Source organism: Streptomyces asoensis, from assembly GCF_013085465.1.
Lineage (GTDB): Bacteria > Actinomycetota > Actinomycetes > Streptomycetales > Streptomycetaceae > Streptomyces > Streptomyces cacaoi_A.
Map to the genome: position 1 here is coordinate 7,202,707 of NZ_CP049838.1, position 24,212 is coordinate 7,226,918.

At 71.6% G+C, this 24,212-nt stretch carries 24 protein-coding genes; 12 read left to right on the top strand and 12 right to left on the bottom strand.

Annotated features, from left to right (window positions below):
* Nucleotides 1-8: 8 nt before the first annotated feature.
* From G9272_RS32500 to G9272_RS32510, 3 genes are all read right to left on the bottom strand, one after another.
* Nucleotides 9-1,196, bottom strand: coding sequence for a sulfotransferase family protein (locus G9272_RS32500; protein WP_171399811.1), 1,188 nt, complete (start codon nucleotides 1,194-1,196; stop codon nucleotides 9-11).
* Between the two features lie 162 nt (nucleotides 1,197-1,358).
* Nucleotides 1,359-3,401 carry a glycoside hydrolase family 31 protein gene (locus G9272_RS32505; protein WP_171399812.1) on the bottom strand — a complete coding sequence of 681 codons (2,043 nt, stop codon included), beginning with the start codon at nucleotides 3,399-3,401 and terminating at the stop codon, nucleotides 1,359-1,361.
* 75 nt (nucleotides 3,402-3,476) lie between these two features.
* Nucleotides 3,477-4,490, bottom strand: a complete 1,014-nt coding sequence (locus G9272_RS32510) for a LacI family DNA-binding transcriptional regulator (protein WP_171399813.1) — start codon at nucleotides 4,488-4,490, stop codon at nucleotides 3,477-3,479.
* Nucleotides 4,491-4,903: 413 nt separating this feature from the next.
* Here G9272_RS32510 and G9272_RS32515 point away from each other — a divergent pair, with 413 nt between their 5' ends.
* Nucleotides 4,904-6,838 (top strand): acyl-CoA dehydrogenase family protein, encoded by a 1,935-nt coding sequence (locus tag G9272_RS32515; protein ID WP_171399814.1) that lies wholly within the window; start codon nucleotides 4,904-4,906, stop codon nucleotides 6,836-6,838.
* Between the two features lie 38 nt (nucleotides 6,839-6,876).
* Here G9272_RS32515 and G9272_RS32520 read toward each other — a convergent pair whose 3' ends face one another.
* The 5 genes from G9272_RS32520 to G9272_RS32540 are packed head-to-tail and all read right to left on the bottom strand — an operon-like array spanning nucleotide 6,877 to nucleotide 10,133.
* Nucleotides 6,877-7,596: a hypothetical protein gene (locus G9272_RS32520; RefSeq protein ID WP_171399815.1), complete on the bottom strand. Its 720-nt coding sequence runs from the start codon at nucleotides 7,594-7,596 to the stop codon at nucleotides 6,877-6,879.
* Nucleotides 7,593-8,609, bottom strand: coding sequence for a hypothetical protein (locus G9272_RS32525; protein WP_171399816.1), 1,017 nt, complete (start codon nucleotides 8,607-8,609; stop codon nucleotides 7,593-7,595). Before G9272_RS32525 ends, G9272_RS32520 begins: the two co-directional genes overlap by 4 nt.
* An 11-nt stretch (nucleotides 8,610-8,620) precedes the next feature.
* Nucleotides 8,621-9,478, bottom strand: coding sequence for a ThiF family adenylyltransferase (locus G9272_RS32530; protein WP_171399817.1), 858 nt, complete (start codon nucleotides 9,476-9,478; stop codon nucleotides 8,621-8,623).
* A gap of 33 nt (nucleotides 9,479-9,511) precedes the next feature.
* Nucleotides 9,512-9,952 carry a ubiquitin-conjugating enzyme E2 gene (locus tag G9272_RS32535; RefSeq protein WP_171399818.1) on the bottom strand — a complete coding sequence of 147 codons (441 nt, stop codon included), beginning with the start codon at nucleotides 9,950-9,952 and terminating at the stop codon, nucleotides 9,512-9,514.
* A gap of 1 nt (nucleotide 9,953) precedes the next feature.
* On the bottom strand, nucleotides 9,954-10,133 hold the full coding sequence (locus G9272_RS32540) for a hypothetical protein (protein WP_020128630.1): 180 nt from the start codon (nucleotides 10,131-10,133) through the stop codon (nucleotides 9,954-9,956).
* Nucleotides 10,134-10,377: 244 nt separating this feature from the next.
* Between G9272_RS32540 and dxr the strand changes: the two genes are divergently transcribed.
* The 6 genes from dxr to G9272_RS32570 all read left to right on the top strand — a co-directional run bounded on the left by dxr (nucleotide 10,378) and on the right by G9272_RS32570 (nucleotide 17,930).
* A complete protein-coding gene (gene dxr, locus G9272_RS32545; RefSeq protein ID WP_171399819.1) occupies nucleotides 10,378-11,631 on the top strand; it encodes a 1-deoxy-D-xylulose-5-phosphate reductoisomerase in 1,254 nt (417 codons plus the stop codon).
* Entirely contained in the window at nucleotides 11,628-12,932 is a 1,305-nt protein-coding gene (locus tag G9272_RS32550; RefSeq protein WP_171399820.1) for a M50 family metallopeptidase, read from the top strand. Before dxr ends, G9272_RS32550 begins: the two co-directional genes overlap by 4 nt.
* Nucleotides 12,933-13,146: 214 nt before the next feature.
* Nucleotides 13,147-14,304, top strand: a complete 1,158-nt coding sequence (ispG, locus tag G9272_RS32555; protein WP_171399821.1) for a flavodoxin-dependent (E)-4-hydroxy-3-methylbut-2-enyl-diphosphate synthase — start codon at nucleotides 13,147-13,149, stop codon at nucleotides 14,302-14,304.
* A gap of 452 nt (nucleotides 14,305-14,756) precedes the next feature.
* Complete coding sequence (locus G9272_RS32560; RefSeq protein WP_171399822.1) at nucleotides 14,757-15,605, top strand: GNAT family N-acetyltransferase; 849 nt, start codon at nucleotides 14,757-14,759, stop codon at nucleotides 15,603-15,605.
* 21 nt (nucleotides 15,606-15,626) lie between these two features.
* A complete protein-coding gene (locus tag G9272_RS32565; RefSeq protein WP_171399823.1) occupies nucleotides 15,627-16,157 on the top strand; it encodes a GNAT family N-acetyltransferase in 531 nt (176 codons plus the stop codon).
* Nucleotides 16,158-16,229: 72 nt separating this feature from the next.
* Entirely contained in the window at nucleotides 16,230-17,930 is a 1,701-nt protein-coding gene (locus G9272_RS32570; protein WP_171399824.1) for a proline--tRNA ligase, read from the top strand.
* A gap of 45 nt (nucleotides 17,931-17,975) precedes the next feature.
* Here G9272_RS32570 and G9272_RS45535 read toward each other — a convergent pair whose 3' ends face one another.
* Nucleotides 17,976-18,506: a hypothetical protein gene (locus G9272_RS45535; protein ID WP_253268005.1), complete on the bottom strand. Its 531-nt coding sequence runs from the start codon at nucleotides 18,504-18,506 to the stop codon at nucleotides 17,976-17,978.
* Nucleotides 18,507-18,521: 15 nt separating this feature from the next.
* Between G9272_RS45535 and G9272_RS32580 the strand changes: the two genes are divergently transcribed.
* From G9272_RS32580 to G9272_RS32600, 5 genes are read left to right on the top strand one after another with little or no spacing between them, the layout of a single operon-like run.
* On the top strand, nucleotides 18,522-19,496 hold the full coding sequence (locus tag G9272_RS32580; protein WP_171399825.1) for an FAD:protein FMN transferase: 975 nt from the start codon (nucleotides 18,522-18,524) through the stop codon (nucleotides 19,494-19,496).
* Complete coding sequence (locus G9272_RS32585) at nucleotides 19,493-20,074, top strand: ferric reductase-like transmembrane domain-containing protein (RefSeq protein WP_171399826.1); 582 nt, start codon at nucleotides 19,493-19,495, stop codon at nucleotides 20,072-20,074. Before G9272_RS32580 ends, G9272_RS32585 begins: the two co-directional genes overlap by 4 nt.
* The gene (locus G9272_RS32590) at nucleotides 20,071-21,288 is read left to right on the top strand and encodes an NADH-ubiquinone oxidoreductase-F iron-sulfur binding region domain-containing protein (RefSeq protein ID WP_171399827.1); all 1,218 of its coding nucleotides are present in this window, start codon (nucleotides 20,071-20,073) and stop codon (nucleotides 21,286-21,288) included. Before G9272_RS32585 ends, G9272_RS32590 begins: the two co-directional genes overlap by 4 nt.
* A gap of 3 nt (nucleotides 21,289-21,291) precedes the next feature.
* Nucleotides 21,292-21,507 (top strand): ferredoxin, encoded by a 216-nt coding sequence (locus G9272_RS32595; protein ID WP_171399828.1) that lies wholly within the window; start codon nucleotides 21,292-21,294, stop codon nucleotides 21,505-21,507.
* Between the two features lie 55 nt (nucleotides 21,508-21,562).
* Nucleotides 21,563-21,997 (top strand): VOC family protein, encoded by a 435-nt coding sequence (locus G9272_RS32600; RefSeq protein WP_171399829.1) that lies wholly within the window; start codon nucleotides 21,563-21,565, stop codon nucleotides 21,995-21,997.
* 66 nt (nucleotides 21,998-22,063) lie between these two features.
* On the opposite strand, the gene G9272_RS32605 is transcribed toward G9272_RS32600, so the two are convergent.
* The 3 genes from G9272_RS32605 to G9272_RS32615 are packed head-to-tail and all read right to left on the bottom strand — an operon-like array spanning nucleotide 22,064 to nucleotide 24,091.
* Nucleotides 22,064-22,963, bottom strand: coding sequence for an aminoglycoside phosphotransferase family protein (locus G9272_RS32605; RefSeq protein ID WP_171399830.1), 900 nt, complete (start codon nucleotides 22,961-22,963; stop codon nucleotides 22,064-22,066).
* A 28-nt stretch (nucleotides 22,964-22,991) separates the two neighbouring features.
* A complete protein-coding gene (locus G9272_RS32610) occupies nucleotides 22,992-23,510 on the bottom strand; it encodes a ferritin-like domain-containing protein (protein ID WP_171399831.1) in 519 nt (172 codons plus the stop codon).
* On the bottom strand, nucleotides 23,507-24,091 hold the full coding sequence (locus G9272_RS32615; protein ID WP_171399832.1) for a hypothetical protein: 585 nt from the start codon (nucleotides 24,089-24,091) through the stop codon (nucleotides 23,507-23,509). Before G9272_RS32615 ends, G9272_RS32610 begins: the two co-directional genes overlap by 4 nt.
* Between the last annotated feature and the right edge of the window lie 121 nt (nucleotides 24,092-24,212).

The following is a 24,212-nucleotide window of genomic DNA, read 5'->3' on the forward strand; positions in this document are numbered from 1 at the left end:
CGGCGTTCCTACGCCCGGTCGACCTCGGCCCGCAGCACGTTGTAGTCGGCGAAGGCCGAGTCGACGTCGGCGCGGGTCAGGCCGTACCGGGACAGGTCGTAGCTGTGCGGCCGGGCGCCCCTGGGACGGGAGGCGATCGCGGGGAGCCGGGCCGCGTCGGCGTCGGTCCAGCGGGCGCCGACGGCCGCGTAGAGCTTCGGGGCGCCGGCGGCCGGAACGGAGCCCAGCCAGGAGTAAGGGACGTCCACGAGCGCCTCGCGGGCGACGGCGGCCCGGGCCGCGAGGCCGCGCCGCACCGAGCGGCTCAGCAGCTCCAGCCAGGTGGCCCCGAGCCCGTGCAGGTCGAGGGGGCGCAGGGTGATGGCCATCCCGTGCTCGATCAGGCTACAGAAGGACGCCACGACGGCGGCCGGGTCGCGGTGGGTCCACACCAGGGTGGCGTCCGGGAAGACCGTGAGCAGCGCGTCGAGGTTCCCGGTGTGCAGGGGCGACTTCAGCACCCAGCGGCGGCGGGGCCGGCCGTACTGGAGCACCTGGTAGATCTGCTTGAGGTACGCGTAGTCGGGGACGTAGTCCCGCTCGTCGAGCGCGGCCCGGTAGGCCGGGATGCGGGCCTGGGACAGGGGCATGACGGTGTGCGGGAGGGCGAAGGTGCACTCCTCGGGGCCCTCGGCGACCAGGGGGTGGATGTCGCGGTAGCGCGGGGCGAACAGGTCGATGCCGCCGACCATCAGACGCGCGGCGGTGACCGCCTTCCCGCGCAGCCGGGCCGGTCCCTCCAGGTCCGGTGTCAGTAACTCCCACAACAGGGGACATCGGTGCTGCTCCGAGAGGGACAGCACGCCGTGCGTGAGGGTGGTGGCGGTGCGTGGCAGGCCCACCACGAACACCGGCCTCTCGATGGGCTCCCGTGCGATCCCGGGGTGCTCGGCGATGAGCCGCCGGACCCGGGCGCGGTTGGCGAGATGCCTGCGGACATGGCCCTGCGCGGACCACCAGCCGACCGGCGTGAGGTTCTCGTCCCGGGACCAGTGGCGCAGCAGCAGCCGGAGGTCGTCGACGAACCGCTGATCGCCGTCGGCCTGTCCGGTCCCGGCGAGGAGTCGGCCGAAGGCGCGGTCGGGGGTGCGACGGGAGCCGTGGCCCGGCCGGAGCAGCAGATTGGCCAGGGTGAGGGCGAGCGGGGGTGAGGACATGGGCGGGACACCCTTCGAAGCGGGGACGGGCAGTGGACGGGGGTCCCTTACCCAGCCAACTCACCTTTGCTTCAACGGGAGTTCACCGATGACTCAGGTTTTACGGACGGCCGGTCCCTCCCCTGGACCGGACCGGCCGCCCGTGTTCCCTTCCCCCTGCGGCTACTCCGCCACCGGCAGCCGCGCCCCGTCCCGCAGGAACAGCGGGAGGCGGTCCAGCGGGGCGTCGACCGTCACGGCCGCGCCGCCCTCGTACGTCTCGCCCGTCCACGCGTCCGTCCAGGTGGCGCCCGCCGGGAGGTAGGCCGTGCGGGCCGTGGCGCCCGCCGTCAGTACCGGGGCGACGAGCAGGTCCCGGCCGAAGAGGTAGGAGTCGTCCACCGACCAGGTCGCCTGGTCCTCCGGGAACTCCAGGAACAGCGGCCGCATCGGCGGCAGCCCCTCCTCATGGGCCTCCCGCATGACCGTCAGGACGTACGGCTTGAGCCGCTCGCGCAGCCGCAGGTACTTCTCCAGGACCGCGCCGGCCTCCTCGCCGTACGACCACACCTCGTTCGGGCCGCCGGTCATGTCCGGGCCCAGCGGCATGCCCGGGTCGCGGAAGCCGTGCAGCCGCATCAGCGGGGACAGCGCGCCGAACTGGAACCAGCGGACCATCACCTCCTGGTACGCCGGGTCGCTCGGGTCGCCGCCGTGGAAGCCGCCGATGTCGGTGTTCCACCACGGGATGCCCGACAGCGCGGTGTTCAGTCCGGCCGCGATCTGCCGGCGCAGGGTCGCGAAGTCGGTGCCGATGTCACCGGACCACAGGGCCGCGCCGTAGCGCTGGCTGCCTGCCCACGCCGAGCGGTTGAGGCTGATGATCTCCTCCTCGCCGGAGGCCCGCAGACCCTCGTAGAAGGTGCGGGCGTTCTCGGCCGGGTAGATGTTGCCGACCTCCAGGCCCGGACCCGCCCAGTAGCGCAGGTTCTCCTGGAAGCCGGGCTTCAGCTCCGGCTCGCAGGCGTCCAGCCAGAAGGCCGTGATCCCGTACGGGGCCAGGTAGTTGTCGCGGATCTTCGACCACACGAACTCCCGGGCGTCGGGGTTCGTCGCGTCGTAGAACGCCACCTGGACCGTCGACGCGACGCCCTTGTCCGGCCAGTCGGCGTGGGCCATCGGGCCGTACTGGGTGCCGATGAACCAGCCGCGCTGCTCCATCACCGGATGGTTCTCGCTCAGCGGCGACACCGACGGCCAGACGCTCACCACCAACTTGACGCCCAGCTCCTCGAGTTCACGGACCATCGCCGCCGGGTCGGGCCACTCGGCCAGGTCGAACTTCCACTCGCCCAGGTGGGTCCAGTGGAAGAAGTCGCAGACGATGACGTCGAGCGGCAGGCCCCGGCGCTTGTACTCCCGTGCCACGCCGAGGAGTTCGTCCTGGGTGCGATAGCGCAGCTTGCACTGCCAGAAGCCCGCCGCCCACTCCGGCAGCATCGGGGTACGGCCGGTGGCCGCGCTGTAGCGGCGCTGGGCGTCGGCCGGGGCCCCGGCGGTGATCCAGTAGTCGATCTGCCGGGCCGAGTCCGCGACCCAGCGGGTGCCGTTGCCGGCCAGCTCGACCCGGCCGATCGCCGGGTTGTTCCACAGCAGGGTGTAGCCACGGCTGGAGGTGAGCACCGGGATGCCCACTTCGGCGTTGCGCTGGACCAGGTCCAGGACCAGGCCCTTCTGGTCCAGGCGGCCGTGCTGGTGCTGGCCGAGGCCGTACAGCTTCTCGTCGTCGTAGGCGGCGAAGCGCTGCTCCAGGCGGTGGTGGCCGTTGCCGACGGCCGTGTAGAGGCGGGTGCCCGGCCACCAGAAGTGGGCGCGCTCCTCGGCCAGGATCTCGGTGCGGTCGTCCGTCCGCAGGAACCGGATCACGCCCTCGGCGTTCACCTCGACGGTGAGGGCGCCGACGGTCAACTGGCCCTCGGCGTCGGTGATCTTGACGCTGCTCTCGGTGGCCGGCGGCTCGTCGAGGAGCGCGCCCGGCAGCCCTTCGAGGATCGGCCCGCCGAGCCGGGCGCGCACCCGGACGGCGTCCGGACCCCACGGCTCGACCCGCAGGGTCTCCTGGCGGCCGCTCCACTCCAGCGCGCCGCCGTGCTCACGGAAGGTGCCGACCGTGGGCGACGACTGCGCGAGGCTGACCTGAGGCTGGTTTTCGGCAGGCTGGTTCATGTGAGGTGCTCCTTGAAGGAGTGCAGACATGGCGGTGCCCTGGCAACGGGCGCGACGGCGGAAGAGCGGGGTGGGTCAGGAGACGGTGGGCGCCGGTCCGGTGCTCGCCCGGACCGTCAGCTCGGGCGCGATCATCACGACCTCGTCGCTGCCGTGCCCCTCCAGCTTGGCGACGAGGCGTTCCACGGCGTGCCGGCCCATCTCCTGCGCGGGGATGGCGACCGACGTCAGCCGCACCGAGGCCTGGACGGCGACCTGGTCGGGGCAGATGGCCACCACCGACACGTCCTCCGGTACGGCCCGGCCCTGCTGGCGCAGCAGGGCGAGCAGCGGCTCGACCGCCGACTCGTTCTGTACGACGAACCCGGTGGTGCCCGGACGCTCGTCGAGGACCCGGGCCAGGGTCACGGCCATCGCGTCGTACCCGCCCTCGCACGGGCGGTGCAGCAGCCGCAGGCCCAACTCCTTCGCCCGGTGACGGAGTCCGTCGAGCGTGCGCTCGGCGAAGCCGGTGTGCCGTTCGTAGACGGCCGGCGCCTCGCCGATGACAGCGATGTCACGGTGCCCCAGCATCGCCAGGTGCTCCACGCAGAGCGCGCCGGTCGCCGCGAAGTCCAGATCGACGCAGGTCAGACCGGAGGTGTCGGCGGGCAGCCCGATCAGCACGGACGGCTGGTCGGTGGAGCGCAGCAGCGGCAGCCGCTCGTCGTCGAGCTCGACGTCCATCACGATCATCGCGTCGGCGAGCCCGCTGCCGGTGACGCGGCGGACGGCGTCGGGACCCTCCTCGCCGGTGAGCAGCAGGACGTCGTACCCGTGTGTGCGCGCGGTGGTGGCCACCGCGATGGCGATCTCCATCATCACCGGCACATACATGTCGGTGCGCAGCGGGATCATCAGCGCGACGATGTTCGACTTGCTGCTGGCCAGTGCGCGGGCGCCCGCGTTCGGGTGGTAGCCGAGCTCCCGGATGCTCTGCTCGACCCGCTGCCGGGTGGTCGTGGAGATGGACCGCTTGCCACTGAGGACATAGCTCACCGTGCTCGCCGAGACTCCGGCGTGCTGGGCGACCTCGGCGAGGGTGACCATCCAGCTCTCCAAGTTTTGTGAAGCGCTTCGACAGTGCGCAGGGCGAACACGGGCGGGTGAGGGTGGTTCGACAGTAGCTCTAGCGGGGGTGGGTGTCCATAGGTTGTCGAAGCGCTTCGACAGCGAGTTGTGGGGGATTGGTGGAGAAGAGTACGGCAAGCTTTTCCGGCCCCGCGGCCACCACTCGTTCGGCGCAGGCTCCGCACCGGCGACGGGCGCGTCCCCGGCGCCGGAGCCGGTGCCGGGACCTCGAAGGGAACAGGCCACCCGGACCGCGGCCGTGAGCGGCCGGCACCGGCCGGACGCACGCGCGTGGGGTGGCCACCTCGCCCCGGATCGGGTACCAACGATCGAGTAGCACCCATCGGTGACCAATGTGGCCCGAGATCCCGATTCGCGGCGAGGTGAGCCTCATGTCCGCACCACCCCTCAAGAAACCCACTGTCACCGAGCGTGAGGCGCGCCAGGTCGCCGAGGCCGCTCGGGAGCAGGACTGGCGCAAACCCAGCTTCGGCAAGGAACTGTTCCTCGGCCGCTTCCGGCTGGACCTCATCCACCCCCATCCGCTGCCCACCGACGAGGCCGTCCGGCGCGGTGAGCAGTTCCTGACGAAACTCCGCGCCTTCTGCGAGACGAAGGTGGACGCGGCCCTCATCGAGCGTGAGGCCCGCATCCCCGACGAGGTGATCAACGGGCTCAAGGAGCTCGGCGCCCTCGGCATGAAGATCGACCCCAAGTACGGCGGCCTCGGCCTCACCCAGGTGTACTACAACAAGGCGCTGGCCCTGGTGGGCTCGGCCAGCCCCGCGGTCGGCGTGCTGCTCTCGGCGCACCAGTCGATCGGCGTACCGCAGCCGCTGAAGCTGTTCGGCACCCCGGAACAGAAGCAGCGGTTCCTGCCGCGCTGCGCCCGCACCGACATCAGCGCCTTCCTCCTCACCGAGCCGGACGTCGGCTCCGACCCGGCGCGCCTCGCGACGAGCGCGGTGCCGGACGGGGACGACTACGTGCTCGACGGGGTGAAGCTGTGGACCACCAACGGGGTGGTCGCCGACCTGCTGGTCGTGATGGCCCGGGTGCCGAAGAGCGAGGGCCACAAGGGCGGTATCACCGCCTTCGTCGTGGAGGCGGACTCGCCCGGCATCACCGTCGAGAACCGCAACGCCTTCATGGGCCTGCGCGGCATCGAGAACGGCGTGACCCGCTTCCACCAGGTGCGGGTCCCGGCCGCGAACCGCATCGGCCCCGAGGGCGTGGGTCTGAAGATCGCCCTGACCACGCTCAACACGGGCCGTCTCTCGCTGCCCGCGTCCTGCGTGGCGGCCGGCAAGTGGTCGTTGAAGATCGCCCGTGAGTGGTCCGCGGCCCGAGAGCAGTGGGGCAGGCCGATCGCCCACCACGAGGCCGTCGGCGCGAAGATCAGCTTCATCGCGGCGACCACCTTCGCCCTGGAGGCGGTGCTCGACCTCTCCTCCCAGATGGCGGACGAGGACCGCAACGACATCCGGATCGAGGGCGCGCTGGCCAAGCTCATCGCCTCCGAGCTGGGCTGGCGCATGGCCGACGAGCTGGTCCAGATCCGCGGCGGCCGCGGCTTCGAGACGGCGGCCTCGCTGGCCGCCCGGGGCGAGAAGGCCGTCCCCGCCGAGCAGGTCCTGCGCGACCTGCGGATCAACCGCATCTTCGAGGGCTCGACGGAGATCATGCACCTGCTCATCGCCCGCGAGGCCGTCGACGCCCACCTCTCGGTCGCCGGTGACCTGATCGACCCCGACAAGTCCCTCCAGGACAAGGCGAGGGCGGGCGCGAACGCGGGTGTCTTCTACGCCAAGTGGCTGCCGAAACTGGTCGCGGGGCCGGGCCAACTGCCGTCCTCCTATGCGGAGTTCAAGCATGGCGTCGACCTCTCCCCGCATCTGCGGCACGTCGAGCGGCACTCCCGCAAGCTCGCCCGCTCCACCTTCTACGCCATGTCCCGCTGGCAGGGCCGGATGGAGACCAAGCAGGCCTTCCTCGGCCGGATCGTCGACATCGGCGCGGAGCTGTTCGCGATGAGCGCGGCCTGCGTGCGCGCCGAACTGCTGCGCTCGCGCGGCGAGAACGGCCGGGAGGCCTACCAGCTCGCCGACGCCTTCTGCCGCCAGTCGCGGATCCGCGTCGACGAGCTCTTCGGCCGGCTGTGGAGCAACACCGACGACGTGGACGGCAAGGTCGTCAAGGGTGTCATGGCCGGCACCTACGAGTGGCTGGAGCAGGGCATCGTCGACCCGTCCGGGGAAGGCCCCTGGATCGCCGACACCACACCGGGTCCCAGCGAGCGGACGAACGTCCACCGGCCCATCCGCTGAGCGGGCGCCGGGACGTGTGTCCGCCACGGTGCGCGGGCTCACGTCCCGGCGGCTGCGCCCCCGCCTCCCGGTGCTCTCCTGGTCAGCACCCGGACCACGTTCGTGGGCACGGTGATCACCCGGCTCCTGGCCCGGGCGGTCACCGCCAGTTCGACCCAGCGCGGCATCGGATCCGGCGGCAGGGCGGCACCGGCCCGCAGCTCGAGACGCCTGATGAGCTGCGACTCCAGCTGCCACAGCGCGATGTCCAGGCCGCCCTCGGGGACGTCGTACGACAACGTGCGCGTGAACTCGGACTCCGTGTTCACCGAGATGGTCGACCTGGTGAGCCGGGACCACTGCGCGCTGGCCTGCGCGGCGAGGAACGGGATGTCCAACTTCGCCTCGAGACCGATGGTGGTCGCCAGCTCCCGGGTGGTCTCCTCGCTGACGCCCACGCGCACCGTCCGCTCATCGGTGAACTGGCTGGGCCCGTCGGTGGACACCACCCACAGCAGCCGCCAGCGCTGCACATGGCCCAGCCGGAACGTCAGTACCTCCGAGGCCGCGCCCAGCTGCGACGACGCCAGACTGCCGAAGCCCGGCTCCCGCTCGAGCAGCCGACGGGTGAACGCCGGGGCGGAGATGCTGCGCGAGACCAGCCAGGCGGACTGGCGGTGCTGGAGCGCACCGAGCGCCGAGCCCACCGACTCGCCCAGGAAGGCGGGCGGTTCGCGATGGGTCAGGGCGATCGTGCGCCGGTTCGTGGTCGTGCTCATGGCCGGGGTCCGCTCTGCCCGCCCCGGCCGGGCGGCCCGGGGGACCGGTGCAGTGTCTGGTGGTCGATGTCGGCCGCGCACTGCGCGATGGATTCCACCGCCTTGAGCGCGAAGGCGAGATCGCCGGACCGGTCGCCGGTCAGACTGACCTCGAGGGTCTGGCTTCCCGCGACGGTCACCTTCAGCAGCCCGTCGGTGGTGTGCGCCGAGGACGGGTACAGCACATGCAGGGTCACCGGGACCCGGCCGGCCCAGACCACCTGGCCGGTCACCGCGATCCGGTCCGAGCGCACGACATGGCGCAGCCCGCTGTACTTCGCTATCAGGTCCCGGTCACGGGCCAGCCGTTCCTGGCCCTGGGGCGAGTCGGTCCAGCCCGGCACCGACAACTGCACGGGCCCCTGCGTCGCCGGATCGGGGACCGCGACGGCCCCGCCCGCCGGGCCCGTCGGTCCCGGCGGCCCCTCGGCCACGATCAGGTTCTCTCCCGCCAGTTCGTAGTAGTGCCGGTCGCCCCGGACGAAGAGGAAGTGCCGGGCCGACGCGAATCCACGGCTGTCCGTGCCCAGGCTGGCGAAGAAGAAGTCGTGGTTGTGACCCTGGGCGTTCACCGTGTCCCGGTATCCCTCGATGTCCCCGGAACTCAGGTTGCGCAGCTGGTTGGGATGGTGACTGTGCCAGCTGCCCAGATGCTCGATCTCGGGGTACCGCTTCTCCAGCCGCCGGAACTCCTGGATCTGGAACTCGGTGTCGCCGCGGTGGAACGTGGGGGTGCGGTCCGCCCGCGGCCCGTCGTCGATGTAGTCCACGACGTGCAGCTCCAGCCGTTCCATCGCCTCATGGCGCTCGTCCAGGCGTTCGGACCGCTTCGTGCCCCGGATGAACCCGACGTACTTGCCGCCCACCTCCACCGTCGGATGGCTGAGGATCTCCTGCGTGAAGCGATGCGTCACCCGGGGCCGTACGAAGACCCGCAGCGTGGCTGGGCATTTCTTCCGGGCTGTTCCGAACATCTCCACCGTCCTCACTCGCTGCCCGTGTCGGGCTCGGTGGCCGGCCCACAGGCGAGATGGCACCCGGTGAGCGGCCGGAGCAGGATGCGCGTGTTGTCGTACGAATTGCCGAAGAGGCCTTCGGCCCGGCGGATGCCGACGGTCAGCCAGTTGAAACTCGGCTGGAGCAGATACCGCGAACGGCGGCCGCCGAGCAGCGAGAGCACGTAGTGGGCGTGGTACGAGGCCACGATGGAGATGTCGGCGGCCAGCCCGGAAGCCGCGAAGTCGGTCTCGCCCAGGCCGTAGATCCGCTGCTGTTCCTCGTCGGTGAGTTCCAGCCAGTCGTCGAGGTCCAGGCCCCGGTCCATGCAGAACTTCAGCTTGCAGTCGTGGCAACCGGTCTCGCCCGGAAGATAGGCGTAGACCTCGCCGCCCAGTCCGGTGCGGAACACCATGCCGAAGACACACGGGACGCGGCTGCGCACACACAGCTCGTTGACGTAGTTGCGGGCCACGGCGTCGTCGACCGCGCACACCACCAGGGTCGCCCCGGCGATCGCCCGCTCGATCTCGGGGGACCTGGTCACGTCGTGCGCGAAGGGATCGACCCGGCTCGCCGGGTTGCGGTCCACGAGCCATTCCGTGGCGATGTCGGTCTTGAGCCGCCCGAGGTCGCTGCGCCGCGCCGGATGTTTGACCAGGTTCTCCGGCTGGAGCACATCGGGGTCGAACAGCGCCCAGTCGCGGATGCCGCACATGGCCAGGCGCTCCATGACCACGGTGCCTCCGCTCCCCAGGCCGACCAGGACGATCCTGGCCCGGCCCAGTTCGGAGGTGTCGAGGAGATAGTCGATGCGGGATGTGTCGAGCACCGCGTCAGCGGTCATACCAGGACCTCCTCAGATGCCCGGTGGCCCCTGTCAGTGGGGCTGCTGCGGGCCCGGCCATACCTGCCGCTCGACCCAGATCTCGTACTTGTTGAGCCAGATCGCCGCCTTCGCGACCACGGCGGCCGCCGAGAAGAAGGAGGACCACTGTCTGCGACGCATCACACAGATCGTGCCGTCCGCGTACATGTGCGGGTTCTTCACCGGCGTCCAGCCGTGCGGCCAGACCTGCGGAAGGCTGTGCGGATAGCCGTCGGGCAGATCGATCCAGATGTCGTACCTGGTGCCGGCGAACGTCCGCAGCGGGCCCCTGGCGACCGCCCACGTACCCGCGCGCGGAGTCGTGGAGTCCAGGACGAACCTGGGGAAGTGCAGCGCCAGGATGCGTCTCTCCTCGGCCAGCCGGCCGCCCACCGGATCGGCGCCGATCACCAGGCTGCGGGTGACCTTGATGTCCCTCGCCTCGCCCGGCATGTCAGGACCGGCCCGTCCGGGAGTACTCCCCCTTCTGGTCGGCGATGCCGACGATCGGCTTGTTGATGAACCCGGCGGGTGACTTTCCGGCGGCGTAGATGTTGCCGTCCTCACCGACCTCCACGAGGTCGTTGTCACCCAGCGAGGACAGCAGTTGCTCCGCCTCTGCGCGGCTCGTCATCAGAACCCCCCGATCGATCCGCAGATCCTGCGCCGAAAGCTAGCGGCACAGATAGGTGAAGTACCAACGAAAAAGACGAAGTGCTCTGTACGGGAAACAATGCGAAAAACTCCGCGCATTGGACGCTACGAGACGCACATGGCCGACCATGTTCGGCCACGCACGGTGGGGTCTACGCGACCGATGCACGTTCCCGGGGGACACCCCGGTCCTGCCGCGCACCCGTTGCGGCAACAATGGGGGGATGAGTGACAGTCCAGCCCCCCTCGCCGACCCGCACCTCGTCTACGACCCGGTCGCGGGCGACGGTCCGAAGGACGTGGTGATCCTCGGCTCCACCGGTTCGATCGGCACCCAGGCCGTCGACCTCGTGCTGCGCAACCCGGACCGCTTCCGGGTGACCGGCCTGTCCGCCAACGGCGGCCGGGTCGCCCTCCTCGCCGAGCAGGCCCGCAGGCTGCGGGTACGGACCGTCGCGGTCGCCCGCGAGGACGTCGTGGCGGCCCTGCGCGAGGCACTCGCCGCCGAGTACGGGACGGGGGAGCCGCTCCCCGAGATCCTGGCCGGCCCGGAGGCCGCCACTCAGCTCGCCGCCTCCGACTGCCACACCGTTCTCAACGGCATCACGGGCTCCATCGGCCTCGCGCCCACCCTCGCCGCCCTGGAGGCGGGCCGCACCCTCGCGCTCGCCAACAAGGAGTCGCTCATCGTCGGCGGCCCGCTGGTCAAGGCGCTCGCGAAGCCCGGCCAGATCATCCCGGTGGACTCGGAGCACGCGGCCCTCTTCCAGGCTCTCGCCGCCGGCACCCGTGCGGATGTCCGCAAGCTGGTCGTCACCGCCTCCGGCGGCCCCTTCCGAGGCCGCACGAAGCAGCAGCTGGCGAACGTGACGGTCGAGGAAGCCCTCGCCCACCCCACCTGGTCCATGGGCCCGGTGATCACGATCAACTCCGCGACCCTGGTCAACAAGGGCCTGGAAGTCATCGAGGCGCACCTTCTCTACGACATTCCCTTCGACCGCATTGAGGTCGTCGTGCATCCCCAGTCGTATGTCCACTCGATGGTGGAGTTCACGGACGGATCGACGCTGGCCCAGGCGACGCCCCCCGACATGGGAGGGCCGATCGCCGTCGGTCTGGGCTGGCCCCGGCGTGTCCCCGACGCGGCGCCCGCCTTCGACTGGAGCACGGCGTCGACGTGGGAGTTCTTCCCGCTCGACAACGAGGCCTTCCCCTCGGTGAACCTCGCCCGGCACGTGGGCGAGCTCGCGGGCACGGCCCCGGCGGTGTTCAATGCCGCCAACGAGGAGTGTGTGGAGGCGTTCCGCAAGGGCGCCCTCCCGTTCAACGGGATCATGGAGACCGTCACCCGGGTCGTGCAGGAGCACGGCACGCCGGCGACGGGAACTTCACTCACCGTGTCGGACGTCCTCGAAGCGGAGACCTGGGCACGGGCCCGGTCCCAGGAACTGACGGCTACCGCGGAGGCGCGTGCATGACAGCCCTGATGATGATCCTCGGCATAGTCGTCTTCGCGGTCGGCCTGCTGATCTCGATCGCCTGGCACGAGCTGGGGCACCTGTCCACGGCCAAGCTCTTCGGCATCCGGGTACCGCAGTACATGGTCGGCTTCGGCCCGACGATCTTCTCCCGGAAGAAGGGCGAGACCGAGTACGGCGTCAAGGCGATCCCCTTCGGCGGCTACATCCGCATGATCGGCATGTTCCCGCCGGGCGACGACGGCCGGATCACGGCCCGCTCCACCTCACCCTGGCGCGGCATGATCGAGGACGCCCGCTCGGCCGCGTACGAGGAGCTCCAGCCGGGCGACGAGACGCGCATGTTCTACACGCGCAAGCCGTGGAAACGGGTCATCGTGATGTTCGCGGGCCCCTTCATGAACCTGGTGCTCGCGGTGGGCCTGTTCCTCACCGTCCTGATGGGCTTCGGCATCCAGCAGCAGACCACCACCGTCAGCTCGATCTCCCCCTGCGTCATCTCGCAGAGCCAGAACCGCGACGAGTGCAAGTCGTCCGACCCGGCCTCCCCGGCCGCGGCCGCCGGCATGAAGCCGGGCGACAAGATCGTCTCCTTCGCCGGGGAGAGGACGGACGACTGGAACACGCTCTCCGACCTGATCCGGGTCAGCGCCGGCAAGGACGTGGCCATCGTCGTCGACCGGGGCGGCAAGGAACTGACCCTGCACACGACGATCGCCACCAACCAGGTCGCCAAGAAGGACTCCGACGGGACCTACGTCCAGGGCGAGTACATCAAGGCCGGCTTCCTCGGCTTCAGCGCGGCCACCGGCGTCGTCAAGCAGGACTTCGGCGACTCCGTGTCCTGGATGACCGACCGGGTGGGCGAGGCCGTCGACTCCATCGCCGCCCTCCCCGGCAAGATCCCGGCCCTGTGGAACGCCGCCTTCGACGGCGCTCCCCGCGAGCCCGACTCACCCATGGGCGTGGTCGGCGCGGCCCGCGTCGGCGGCGAGATCTTCACCCTGGACATCCCGGCCTCGCAGCAGCTGGCCATGGCCGTGATGCTGGTCGCGGGCTTCAACCTCTCCCTGTTCCTCTTCAACATGCTCCCGCTGCTGCCGCTGGACGGCGGGCACATCGCGGGCGCCATGTGGGAGTCCCTGCGCCGCAATCTGGCCAAGGTCCTGCGCAGGCCGGACCCGGGCCCGTTCGACGTGGCGAAGCTGATGCCGGTGGCGTACGTGGTGGCAGGCATCTTCATCTGCTTCACGGTGCTGGTCCTCATCGCGGACGTGGTGAACCCGGTGCGCATCTCGTAGCCACCTGCTCGTCACACGTGGTTCGCGGCGGCCCGGGACGATATGTTCCGGGCCGCCTTCCGTCGAGTGGGTTCGACGGCGGTGGAGGTCCCCCCGCCGAGTGGTTTCGAGGTGGGGGAGTGCTCGCGCCTGGGCCGGTGCCGTAATCTCGAAGCCTGGAACCCGCCTACGACGGGACCTGGGCCTTGATCCACGACTTGGGGTTGCACAGCAGATGACTGCGATTTCTCTCGGCATGCCGTCCGTTCCGACCAGGGTTGCCGAGCGCCGGAAGAGCCGGCAGATCCAGGTCGGATCCGTGGCGGTCGGCGGAGACGCCCCGGTGTCCGTGCAGTCGATGACCACGACCCGTACCTCCGACATCGGCGCCACCCTCCAGCAGATCGCCGAGCTCACCGCGTCCGGCTGCCAGATCGTCCGCGTCGCCTGCCCCACGCAGGACGACGCGGACGCCCTCGCGACGATCGCGCGCAAGTCGCAGATCCCGGTGATCGCGGACATCCACTTCCAGCCGAAGTACGTGTTCGCCGCGATCGAGGCGGGCTGCGCGGCGGTCCGGGTGAACCCCGGCAACATCAAGCAGTTCGACGACAAGGTCAAGGAGATCGCCAAGGCGGCGAAGGAGCACGGCACCCCGATCCGCATCGGCGTCAACGCCGGCTCGCTGGACCGGCGCCTGCTCCAGAAGTACGGCAAGGCGACCCCCGAGGCCCTCGTCGAGTCCGCCCTCTGGGAAGCCTCCCTCTTCGAGGAGCACGACTTCCACGACATCAAGATCTCGGTCAAGCACAACGACCCGGTGATCATGATCGAGGCGTACCGGCAGCTCGCCGCCCAGAGCGACTACCCGCTCCACCTCGGCGTCACCGAGGCCGGCCCCGCCTTCCAGGGCACGATCAAGTCGGCGGTCGCCTTCGGCGCCCTCCTCTCCCAGGGCATCGGCGACACGATCCGCGTCTCGCTGTCGGCCCCGCCGGTCGAGGAGGTCAAGGTCGGCAACCAGATCCTGGAGTCCCTCAACCTCAAGCAGCGCGGCCTGGAGATCGTCTCCTGCCCGTCCTGCGGCCGCGCCCAGGTCGACGTGTACAAGCTGGCCGAAGAGGTCACCGCGGGTCTCACGGGCATGGACGTCCCCCTCCGCGTCGCCGTCATGGGCTGCGTCGTCAACGGCCCCGGCGAGGCCCGCGAGGCCGACCTCGGCGTCGCCTCCGGCAACGGCAAGGGCCAGATCTTCGTGAAGGGCGAGGTCATCAAGACCGTCCCCGAGTCGAAGATCGTGGAGACCCTCATCGAAGAGGCCATGAAGCTGGCCGAACAGATGGAGGCATCCGGCACCCCGTCCGGCGAGCCGTCGGTCTCGGTCGCGGGCTGACTGTCCGGAACTTCAGGTCAAGGCCGGGCAAACCAGCCCGGCCGTGCCGATCGCCTGCGCCGGGCCAGGCGAACTCAGCCCGTCCGGCGTTCGGGGACGGGCCGGTCCCGAGCTTCTGCGCTGGGCCAGGTGTATTCAGCCCGTCCGGCGTTCGGGGTCGGGCCGGTCCCGAGCTTCTGCGCTGGGCCAGGTGTATTCAGCCCGTCCGGCGTTCGGGGACGGGGCCTGGCCGTGCCGATCGTCTGCGCCGGGCCAGGTGAACTCAGCCCGTCCGGCGTTTGAGGACGAGGCCGTTCAGGCCGACAGCGGGGGTCTGGGGGCGGCAGCCCCCAGGGGACGGCACGACACCCGACGGTCACAGCAGACGAACGCCAGCTGAACACAGGTCGGCACCGCCCAGCTTCCGCAGGTACAGTGCGGGGATCAGCAGACCTGAGTGTGAGGCCCCGCGCGTGTTGACCCAGACCACATCCCGGGTCCTCGAACCGAGCGACCTGGACGCCGCGCTCGCCGTCCTGGACCGCGAGCCGGTCGCCAACGCCTTCGTCACGTCCCGCGTACAGGTCGCGGGCCTCGACCCGTGGCGGCTCGGCGGCGAGATGTGGGGCTGGTACGAGGACGGCATGCTGACGTCCCTCTGCTACGCGGGCGCCAACCTCGTCCCGATCTGCGCGACACCGAGAGCGGTGCGGGCCTTCGCCGACCGCGCCCGCCGGGCGGGCCGCCGCTGCTCCTCGATCGTCGGCCCCGCCGAGCCCACGACCCAGCTGTGGCGCCTCCTCGAACCCCACTGGGGCCCGGCCCGCGAGGTCCGCGCCCAACAGCCCCTCATGGTCACCGACCGCATGCCCACCGACATCGCCCCGGACCCCTACGTCCGCCGGGTCCGCAAGGACGAGATGGACACGATCATGCCGGCGTGCGTGGCGATGTTCACCGAGGAGGTCGGCGTCTCCCCGATGGCCGGCGACGGAGGCCTGCTCTACCAGGCCCGGGTGGCCGAACTCGTCGGCTCCGGGCGCTCGTTCGCCCGCCTCGACGACCGGGGCAGGGTCGCCTTCAAGGCGGAGATCGGCGCGGCGACCTCCCACGCCTGCCAGATCCAGGGTGTGTGGGTGGCCCCGGAGTACCGGGGCCAGGGCCTGGCCGCCCCCGGCATGGCAGCGGTCCTGCGCTACGCCCTGGCCGACGTGGCCCCGGTGGTCAGCCTCTACGTCAACGACTTCAACACCACGGCGAGGCGCACCTACAGGAGGGTGGGCTTCCAGGAGGTCGGCGCTTTCATGAGCGTCCTCTTTTAGTGCCCCTGTAGGCTCCCCGCCATGGACCTCGTGATCGGCCCCTTGGACCTCCCCGCCCATGTGGACGAGGCCCTGGCCGTCCAAGCGATCGCCTTCGGACTGGGCCCCGACGAGGTGGCCGTCCGCCGGCAGATCGTCCTGCGCCACATGGCGCACCCGGGTGCGAGAGCCTTCGGCGCGACCGTCGCAGAGCGACTCGTCGGCTTCGTCTACGGCATGCCCAACGACCGCACCCACTGGTGGTCCACGGTCGTCCAGCCCTACCTCCGGGCCCAGGGCAACGAGCACTGGCTGGACGACTCCTTCGTGATCACGGAACTGCACGTCCACCCCGCCCACCAGAACCGCGGCGCGGGCCGGGCCCTGATCACCACGATCACCGACACCGCGACCCAACCCCGCTCGATCCTCTCCGCGATCGACACCGAAAGCCCCGCCCGGGCGCTCTACCACTCCCTGGGCTACCAGGACCTGGCCCGCCGGGTGCTGTTCCCCAGCGCCCCCCGCCCGTACGCGGTGATGGGCGCCCCGCTGCCCCTCCTGCGCGGGTAACGGATTTCCGGCCCGCCACGCTCCCGGCTAACCTCCTAGCCACCACCCTTTTCCGGCAGGAGTACGAGAACCATGGCGAACGCACCGGTCCAGCGCATGTCCCAGTTGATGGCGAAGACGCTGCGCGACGACCCTGCGGATGCCGAGGTCCTGAGCCACAAGCTCCTCGTCCGCGCCGGCTACGTCCGCCGCACCGCCGCCGGCATCTGGTCCTGGCTGCCGCTCGGCAAGAAGGTCCTCTCCAACGTGGAGCGCATCGTCCGCGAGGAGATGGACGCGATCGGCGCCCAGGAGGTGCTGCTCCCCGCCATCCTGCCCCGGGAGCCGTACGAGGCGACCGGCCGCTGGGACGAGTACGGCCCGGAGCTGTTCCGCCTCAAGGACCGCAAGGGCGGCGACTACCTCCTCGGCCCCACCCACGAGGAGATCTTCACGCTGATCGTGAAGGACCAGGCGTCCTCCTACAAGGACCTGCCGGTCATCCTCTACCAGATCCAGAACAAGTACCGGGACGAGGCCCGCCCCCGGGCCGGCGTCCTGCGCGGCCGCGAGTTCCTCATGAAGGACTCCTACTCCTTCGACACCGAGGACGAGGGTCTCGCGCAGTCCTACGCCCTGCACCGCCAGGCGTACCAGAAGGTGTTCGAGCGCCTCGGCCTGGACTACCGCATCTGCGCGGCGACCGCGGGCGCGATGGGCGGCTCCAAGTCGGAGGAGTTCCTCGCCCCGGCCGGCGCCGGCGAGGACACCTTCGCCGACTGCCCGAACTGCGACTTCGCGGCCAACACCGAGGCGATCACGTACGAGTTGAAGCCCGTGGGCGCCGACGGCGTGGCCGCTCTCGAAGAGATCCCGACCCCGGACACCCCCACCATCGAGACCCTCGCCGCCCACCTGGGCGTCCCGGCCTCGGCCACCCTGAAGAACCTCCTGGTGAAGGTCGACGGCGAGATCGTCGCCGTCGGCGTCCCCGGTGACCGCGAGGTCGACCTGGGCAAGGTCGAGGCGCACTTCGCCCCGGCGGCCGTCGAACTGGTCACCGCCGAGGACTTCGTGGGCCGCCCGGACCTGGTCCGTGGCTACGTCGGCCCGCAGGGTCTGGACAAGGTGAAGTACATCGCCGACCCGCGCGTGGCCCCGGGCACCGCCTGGATCACCGGCGCCAACAAGGAGGGCCTGCACGCGAAGAACGTCGTCGCGGGCCGGGACTTCGAGGTCGGCGAGTACGTCGACGTCGTGGTCGTCCAGGAAGGCGACCCCTGCCCGAAGTGCGGCACCGGCCTCAAGCTGGACCGCGCCATCGAGATCGGCCACATCTTCCAGCTGGGCCGCAAGTACGCCGACGCCCTCAAGCTCGACGTGCTCGGCCAGAACGGCAAGCCGGTTCGCGTGACCATGGGCTCGTACGGCATCGGTGTCTCCCGCGCGGTCGCCGCCCTCGCCGAGCAGAGCGCCGACGAGAAGGGCCTGTGCTGGCCCGCCGAGGTCGCCCCGGCCGACGTACACGTCGTCGCGGCGGGCAAGGCCCTCCAGACCGAGCTGGCGCTCGACGTCTCCGAGAAGCTGCGCGCGGCCGGTCTGCGCGTCCTGGTCGACGACCGGGCCGGCGTCTCCCCGGGCGTGAAGTTCACCGACTCCGAGCTGATGGGCGTGCCGAAGATCCTGGTGGCGGGCCGTCGCTCGGCCGAGGGCGTCCTGGAGCTGAAGGACCGCAGGACCGGCGAGCGCGAGGAGCTCACGGTCGACGAGGCGATCGCCCGGCTGACGGCGTGATTTAAAGCAACGTCTCAGAGAGTTCTGTCGGGGCGTATGGCTGCCTCACAGACTTCTCTCAGGCCGTTCCCCGACCGTAGGACGTGACAGAACGTCACTGCGGAGGGGAACGGTCATGGCGACCAGGGAAGAGGAACGGGGGGCCGCGGCAGCGGTCCGCAGAGGTGCGCGGCGTACGGCCGCCCTGGCCGCGGCGGTCACGCTCGCGGCGGCGGCCGGGGTGTTCGCCCTGGTCGGCACCATGCAGGCCGACGCCGAGACGACGGCGAGCAGCACGACCAGCAACTCCAGCTCCAGCTCCGGTTCCAGCTCGAGCTCCTCGGACACCAGCTCCACAGACACGAGCTCCACAGACACGAGCTCCACAGACACGAGCTCCACAGACACGAGCTCCACAGACACGAGCTCCACAGACACGAGCTCCACGGACACCGGCACTACCGGCAGCAGCAGCACCGACAGTGGTACGGACTCCTCGTCGAGCAGCTCGTCGAGCGGCTCGTCGTCCTCCGACAGCAGCAGCTCCTCCTCGGACAGCGGTCTCACCTCCTCCTCCGGTGGCTCCACCGACTCCACCTCGGGAGCGTCGTGATGAGCGCCTCCCTCGAGACCCGCACCACGGCCGCCGCGGAGTGGCGGGCCCTCGGCACCACGGTCCGCCTGGTCGTCACCGACCCGGCCCTGCTGGAGTCGTGCAACCTGCTCCTCGCCCGGCACCTCGCCGAGGTCGACGCGGCGTGCAGCCGCTTCCGCGCGGATTCCGAACTGGCCGCCCTCGACGGCACCGCCGGCCGCCCGGTCCGGGTCAGTCCGCTGCTCGCCGAGGCCCTCGACGTGGCCCTGCGCGCGGCCGAGGCGACCGACGGGACGGTCGACCCCACCGTCGGCTCCGCGATGGACGCCCTCGGCTACGACCGCGACTTCACCCTCGTCCGCGAGGACGACCGCCCGGTCCGGCTCACGGTCCGGCGCACCCCCGGCTGGCGCACCGTGCGCCTGGACCGGGCGACCGGCACGGTGGCCGTCCCCGAGGGCATCCGCCTCGACCTGGGCGCCACCGCCAAGGCGTGGGCCGCCGACCGGGCCGCGGGGACGCTGGCCGCGGCGGCCGGCTGCGGAGTCCTGGTGAGTCTGGGCGGCGACACGGCCGTCGCGGGGGAGCCGCCGGCTGGCGGCTGGCAGATCCGGGTCCAGGACGTCACGGGATCCGTCGACGAAACCCCCGCCGAGGGCCCCTACGACTCCGTGGGCCTGCGCGGTGGAGGCCTGGCCACCTCGGGCACGACCGCCCGGCGCTGGCGGCGCGGCGGTCACGATCTGCACCACATCGTCGACCCGCGTACCGGCCTGCCGGTCCGTTCGCCCTGGCGCACGGTCTCCGTCGCCGCCGCGACCTGCGCCGACGCCAACGCGGCGAGCACGGCGGCCCTGGTGAAGGGCGCGGGCGCGGAGCGGTGGCTGCAACGGCGGCGGCTGCCGGCGCGTCTGGTGGCCCAGAACGGCACCGTCGTCACCACGCCGGGCTGGCCCACCCAGGTCGCTCTGGAGCGGGAGCCGGCCGCGTGACCTCCGAGACCCTCTGGTACGCCAACCGTGCCACCGGCGCCGTCTGCCTCGTCCTCTTCACGGTCGTCGTCCTGCTCGGCGTCGCGGTCCGCTCGAGAACCCGGCTTCCGGGGCTCCCCCGTTTCGGCACGATGAGCCTGCACCGCACGCTCGCCCTCTCCGCGACCGCTTTCCTGGCCCTGCACATCACCGCCGCGGTCGTGGACGGCTACGTCGACATCACCGTCGTGGACGTCCTCGTCCCCTTCGTCGGCGACTACCAGCCCCTCTGGCTCGGCCTCGGCACGGTCGCCCTGGACCTGATGCTCGCCGTCCTGGTCACCAGCCTGCTGCGGGAACGCCTCGGCCACCGCGCCTGGCGGACCGTCCACCGGCTGGCGTACGCCTCCTGGCCGGTCGCGCTCGTCCACGGCATCGGCATCGGCACGGACACCGGCGCCGACTGGATGACCTGGCTGACCGTCGCCTGCGTGGCCACGGCGGTCGCCGCCTTCGCCGCCCGCCTCGCACACGCCGTCCGCGCCGGCCGCCGCACCCCCGCGGCCCTCCTGCGCACCGCCGAAGGAGCCCGACCGTGACCGCCACCTTCCCGGACCTCCACATGCCCCCACGTCTCCTCGCCCCCGGCGCCACCCCGGCCGACCTCGCCACCCACCACCAGCGCTACGGCCCGCTGTCCCACGACGACCCCGAGAGCCTGCTCCGCACGGTCGCCGAGTCCGGCCTCACCGGGCGCGGCGGGGCCGGCTTCCCGACGTACCGCAAGCTCGTCTCCGTCGCGGAGGCCGGCCGGCGAACCGGCCGCGCTCCCGTCGTCGTGGCCAACGGCGCCGAGGGCGAACCGGCCAGCCGCAAGGACAAGGCCCTGCTGCGCCTGTCACCCCATCTCGTCCTGGACGGGCTCCAGTTGGCGGCCCGCACGGTCGGCGCGGGGGAGGCGTACCTCGCCGTGGAGGACGGCGCGACCTGGCTGGAATCCGCCCTTGCCCAGCGCACCGCGGACCCGCTGCCGGTGAAGGTCGTCCGCCTGCCCAAGTCGTTCCTCTCCGGCCAGGCCGCGGCCCTCGCCCGGTACGTCTCCGGCGGCGTGGCCCTGCCCACCCATCAGCGCCCGCCGGTCCGCGAGCGCGGAGTGCACCGGGCCCCGACCCTCGTCCAGAACGTCGAGACCCTGGCCCACCTCGCCCTGGTCGCCCGCTACGGCGCCGACTGGTACCGCACGGCCGGTACCCCGACCCAGCCCGGCAGCGTGCTGTGCACGGTCCATGTGCCGGGCCGCGAGCCCCGGGTGGTGGAGGCGCCCTACGGCCTGCCCCTGGGTCGGCTGTTGCCGCTGGAAGGCGCCCAGGCGGTGCTGGTCGGCGGCTACCACGGCACCTGGATCCCCGCCCCGGAGGCGGGTCAACTGACCCTGGACAGCGGTTACCTGGGCGCGGGCGTGCTCGCCGCGCTGCCCGGCGACCGCTGCGGCCTCGCCGAGACCGCGCGCGTCCTGCGCTATCTCGCCCTCCAGTCGGCCGGCCAGTGCGGTCCCTGCCTCAACGGCCTGCCCCGCATCGCCACCGCCTTCCGCACCCTCGCCGCTCCCGGCCCCCAGGGCACCGTCCGCGCCGATCTGGCCCGCTGGTCGGGCCTCGTAGAGGGCCGGGGCGCCTGCCACCACCCCGACGGCACCGTCCGCCTGGTCCGCAGCGCCCTGACCACCTTCGCCGCCGAGGTCGACGCACACGCCCGGGGCCACTGCACCGCGACCGACCACTCGCCCCTGCTGCCCGTCCCCGAGGAGGGCTGACCCATGAGCACGGACCAGCACATCGACATCGACTGGACCGCCTGCCAGGGCCACGGCCTCTGCGCGGAACTCCTACCGGAACACATCACGCTGGACGAGTGGGGCTACCCGTTGGTGGACCGCACTCCCGTCCCGGCGCGCACGGTGAAACGAGCCCGCAGAGCGGCGGCCGACTGCCCCGTGCTGGCCCTGAGAATGACGGCCGGCGCAACCCCCTGAAGTGCGGATCCCCATCGGGAAATGAACGACGGCGTGCCCCTGCTAGGGTGCGCCGATGTCCTCGATCAAGCAGTTCCAAGTCACCTTCGACTGCGCAGAACCCGAGCGCGTCGCTCGCTTCTGGTGCGAGGTGTTGGGGTACGTCGTACCGGCGCCGCCGGAGGGGTTTGCCACGTGGGACGATTTCGATCGCTCGCTGCCGCCTGAGCGGCAGGGCGCGTCGTTCGCCTGCGGTGATCCGTCAGGCGTGGGCCCGCGGCTGTACTTCCAGCGCGTCCCCGAAGGCAAGGTCGTCAAGAATCGGGTGCATCTCGACGTGCGAGTCGGTACCGGGCTCGTGGGTGAACAGCGCCTGGCCACGCTCGAGGCCGAGTGCACACGACTGGTCGCGCTCGGCGCGACACGCGTGCACGTGCTGCTTGCCGACGACCACAACGAGTCGTGCATCCTGATGCGGGACATCGAGGGCAACGAGTTCTGTCTCGACTGAGCGTCGCGTCCTCCGAGACGGCGAGGCTGCGAAGTCGGGCGATGCGGAGCATCGCGGTGTGACCCCTCAGAGCCACCCGGCGAACTCCAGCAACAACTCGGCATCCCGGGGTCGTCCCACCCGAAGCGCCCGCAGACCCGACTCCACCGCCCGGAACAGCGTCCAGCCGCGCAGCCGCTCCTGGTCCAGCTCCAGCGACTCCGCGAGCCGCTTCACCCGGCGCCGGGTCGTCGCCGCCCCGGACGGCGAGGCGATCAGGTCCTCCACCCGGTCGCGGACCAGCCGGGCCAGGTCGAAGGCGCACTCGCCGACCACCGGATCCGGCCCCACCGCCAGCCACGGCACCCGCTCGCCCGCCAGCACCTTGCTCTGCCGGAACGTGCCGTGCAGCAGCCGGTGTTCGGGCGGTTCCGCCAGCAGCTCCGTACGGGCGGCGAGCGCCGCGTCCACCAAGGCGGCCACCTCGGGCTCGGCCTCGGCGCTCGCCCGCATCGCCTGCGCCTGCCGCCCGGTCCGGTCGGCCACGGACTCGAAGGAGTGGCCGGCCGGTGGCTCCACCCACAGCCGCCGCAACGTCCCCGCCGCCTCCAGCAGGGCCTTCGCCTCCGCCAGCGACCGCACCGACACATCGGGATGCAGCCGCTCGAGCAGCAGTGCCCCCGCAGTCTGCGGCCCTTCCAGCAGCTGGACGGCGCCCAGGCCGTCCCAGTGCGCCAGCGCGGCCCGCTCCGCCTCCGGCCGGAACCGGGGTGGGGCCAGCTTCAGCACGGCCGGTGTCCCGTCCGCGCGCCGCACGAGCACGACCAGGCTGGTCCGGCCGCCCGGTACCTGCACCCGATCGACCGTCAACTCGCGTAGAGCGACGGCCTGTCGGGCCGCCTCCGGCAGCTTCTCCAACCAGCCGTCACCGTCCGGTGCCGTCTCACCGAGCGCCCTGACCAGACGCTGCGGCGGTTCGAAAGCCATGCGCGAGTCGTTCCCTTCCTGCTTCGGGTCAAGCCGCTGGTGTGCCCGAGGGCGCTGCCGCCGCCGGAGGCGTGGCCCCTGCCGGTGCGGACGCCGAGCCCGTGGCCGGATCCGTACCGGTCCGCTCGGCGAGACCTGGGAAGGCTACGCTCCCGCCGCGCCAGCGCACCGCACGGACCGCCGCTTCGCGCAGCGCGCCCGCGGCCTCCCGGCGTCGTGCGTCCCCGGCTGCCCGCACCAGGTCGGAGTACACCCCGGCCACGCGCTCCTCCAGCTCGGTCGCGAGCCGGACCGCCGCCGCGGAGTCCGGCACCGGGAACGGCAGCGCGTACCCGGCACTCGCGGCGACCGGCTCGGCCCCCAGGTCGCGCACCTCGCGCACCAGCGCGTCCCGGCGCGCCCGGTGCGCGTCGTAGGCCGCCCGTGCCTCGGCGTTCCGGCCCTCTTGGATCCGTCCACCGACGACCCCGTACCCGTACACGGCGGCATGTTCGGCGGCCAGCGCCGCCTGGAGTGCCGTCAACTCCGCGCTCGTGGCCTCACTCATCGCGTCCCCTCCGTCAGCAGATAGGCGTGCGCCGCACCGGCCGCCGCCACCGAGGCCAGCAACCGGGCCAGTTCGCCCGGGACGTCCAGCAGTTCCGTGGCCCTGCGGTCGGCGAGCGCGCGCTCGGCGGCGGCCAGCGCGGCGAGCGCGTCCGTGTCGGTGATCGGCACGGCGGACGGCACGGCCGAGGGATCGGCCGGCGGAACCGAGGCGGAGTGCGTCGAGGAAGCCGTGGGGGAGACGGGGGAGCCGGTGGCGGACTTCGTGGCGGAGGGGGACTCCGTTGCGGCGCCTCCGAAGGCCTCCACGTGCCGTACGACCTCCGCCCGCAGCGGCCCCAGCCGCCCCGCCAGCGCCGGAAGGACGGCGAGCACGGCGTCGTACCGTGCCACCAGCCCGCCGCTCTCCTGGGCCGCACGCGCGCGTGCCCGCTCGGTGGCCGACGGGCTGCCGCTCGCGCTCTCCTCGGACTCCTCCGTACCGGACGAGCAGCCCACGAGCAGCGCGGCTCCCGCGGCCGACGCGAGCAGGGATCTTCTGCGCGGCCCCGAGGGGGTGCGCGAGGGGAGGGGCAAGGGCACGGCAGGCGTCCTCGGGGAACTCGTACGGAACTGGCGTCCTGGTGGGCGGCGGGCCCGTGATCACCGTACCCGCGCGGCCGCCCCGTACCACTCAGCGGCACCGCCCCGCGAGGGGCCGCCA

Coding starts and splice junctions, on each gene's coding strand:
- G9272_RS32600 (WP_171399829.1), top strand. CDS start 21,563: ATGTCCTCGATCAAGCAGTTCCAAGTCACCTTCGACTGCGCAGAACCC.
- G9272_RS32610 (WP_171399831.1), bottom strand. CDS start 23,510: ATGAGTGAGGCCACGAGCGCGGAGTTGACGGCACTCCAGGCGGCGCTG.
- G9272_RS32540 (WP_020128630.1), bottom strand. CDS start 10,133: ATGACGAGCCGCGCAGAGGCGGAGCAACTGCTGTCCTCGCTGGGTGAC.
- G9272_RS32580 (WP_171399825.1), top strand. CDS start 18,522: ATGAGCGCCTCCCTCGAGACCCGCACCACGGCCGCCGCGGAGTGGCGG.
- G9272_RS32605 (WP_171399830.1), bottom strand. CDS start 22,963: ATGGCTTTCGAACCGCCGCAGCGTCTGGTCAGGGCGCTCGGTGAGACG.
- G9272_RS32595 (WP_171399828.1), top strand. CDS start 21,292: ATGAGCACGGACCAGCACATCGACATCGACTGGACCGCCTGCCAGGGC.
- G9272_RS32500 (WP_171399811.1), bottom strand. CDS start 1,196: ATGTCCTCACCCCCGCTCGCCCTCACCCTGGCCAATCTGCTGCTCCGG.
- G9272_RS32530 (WP_171399817.1), bottom strand. CDS start 9,478: ATGACCGCTGACGCGGTGCTCGACACATCCCGCATCGACTATCTCCTC.
- G9272_RS32565 (WP_171399823.1), top strand. CDS start 15,627: ATGGACCTCGTGATCGGCCCCTTGGACCTCCCCGCCCATGTGGACGAG.
- G9272_RS32520 (WP_171399815.1), bottom strand. CDS start 7,596: ATGAGCACGACCACGAACCGGCGCACGATCGCCCTGACCCATCGCGAA.
- G9272_RS32550 (WP_171399820.1), top strand. CDS start 11,628: ATGACAGCCCTGATGATGATCCTCGGCATAGTCGTCTTCGCGGTCGGC.
- ispG (WP_171399821.1), top strand. CDS start 13,147: ATGACTGCGATTTCTCTCGGCATGCCGTCCGTTCCGACCAGGGTTGCC.
- G9272_RS32505 (WP_171399812.1), bottom strand. CDS start 3,401: ATGAACCAGCCTGCCGAAAACCAGCCTCAGGTCAGCCTCGCGCAGTCG.
- G9272_RS32535 (WP_171399818.1), bottom strand. CDS start 9,952: ATGCCGGGCGAGGCGAGGGACATCAAGGTCACCCGCAGCCTGGTGATC.
- G9272_RS32570 (WP_171399824.1), top strand. CDS start 16,230: ATGGCGAACGCACCGGTCCAGCGCATGTCCCAGTTGATGGCGAAGACG.
- G9272_RS32525 (WP_171399816.1), bottom strand. CDS start 8,609: ATGTTCGGAACAGCCCGGAAGAAATGCCCAGCCACGCTGCGGGTCTTC.
- G9272_RS32515 (WP_171399814.1), top strand. CDS start 4,904: ATGTCCGCACCACCCCTCAAGAAACCCACTGTCACCGAGCGTGAGGCG.
- G9272_RS32510 (WP_171399813.1), bottom strand. CDS start 4,490: ATGGTCACCCTCGCCGAGGTCGCCCAGCACGCCGGAGTCTCGGCGAGC.
- dxr (WP_171399819.1), top strand. CDS start 10,378: ATGAGTGACAGTCCAGCCCCCCTCGCCGACCCGCACCTCGTCTACGAC.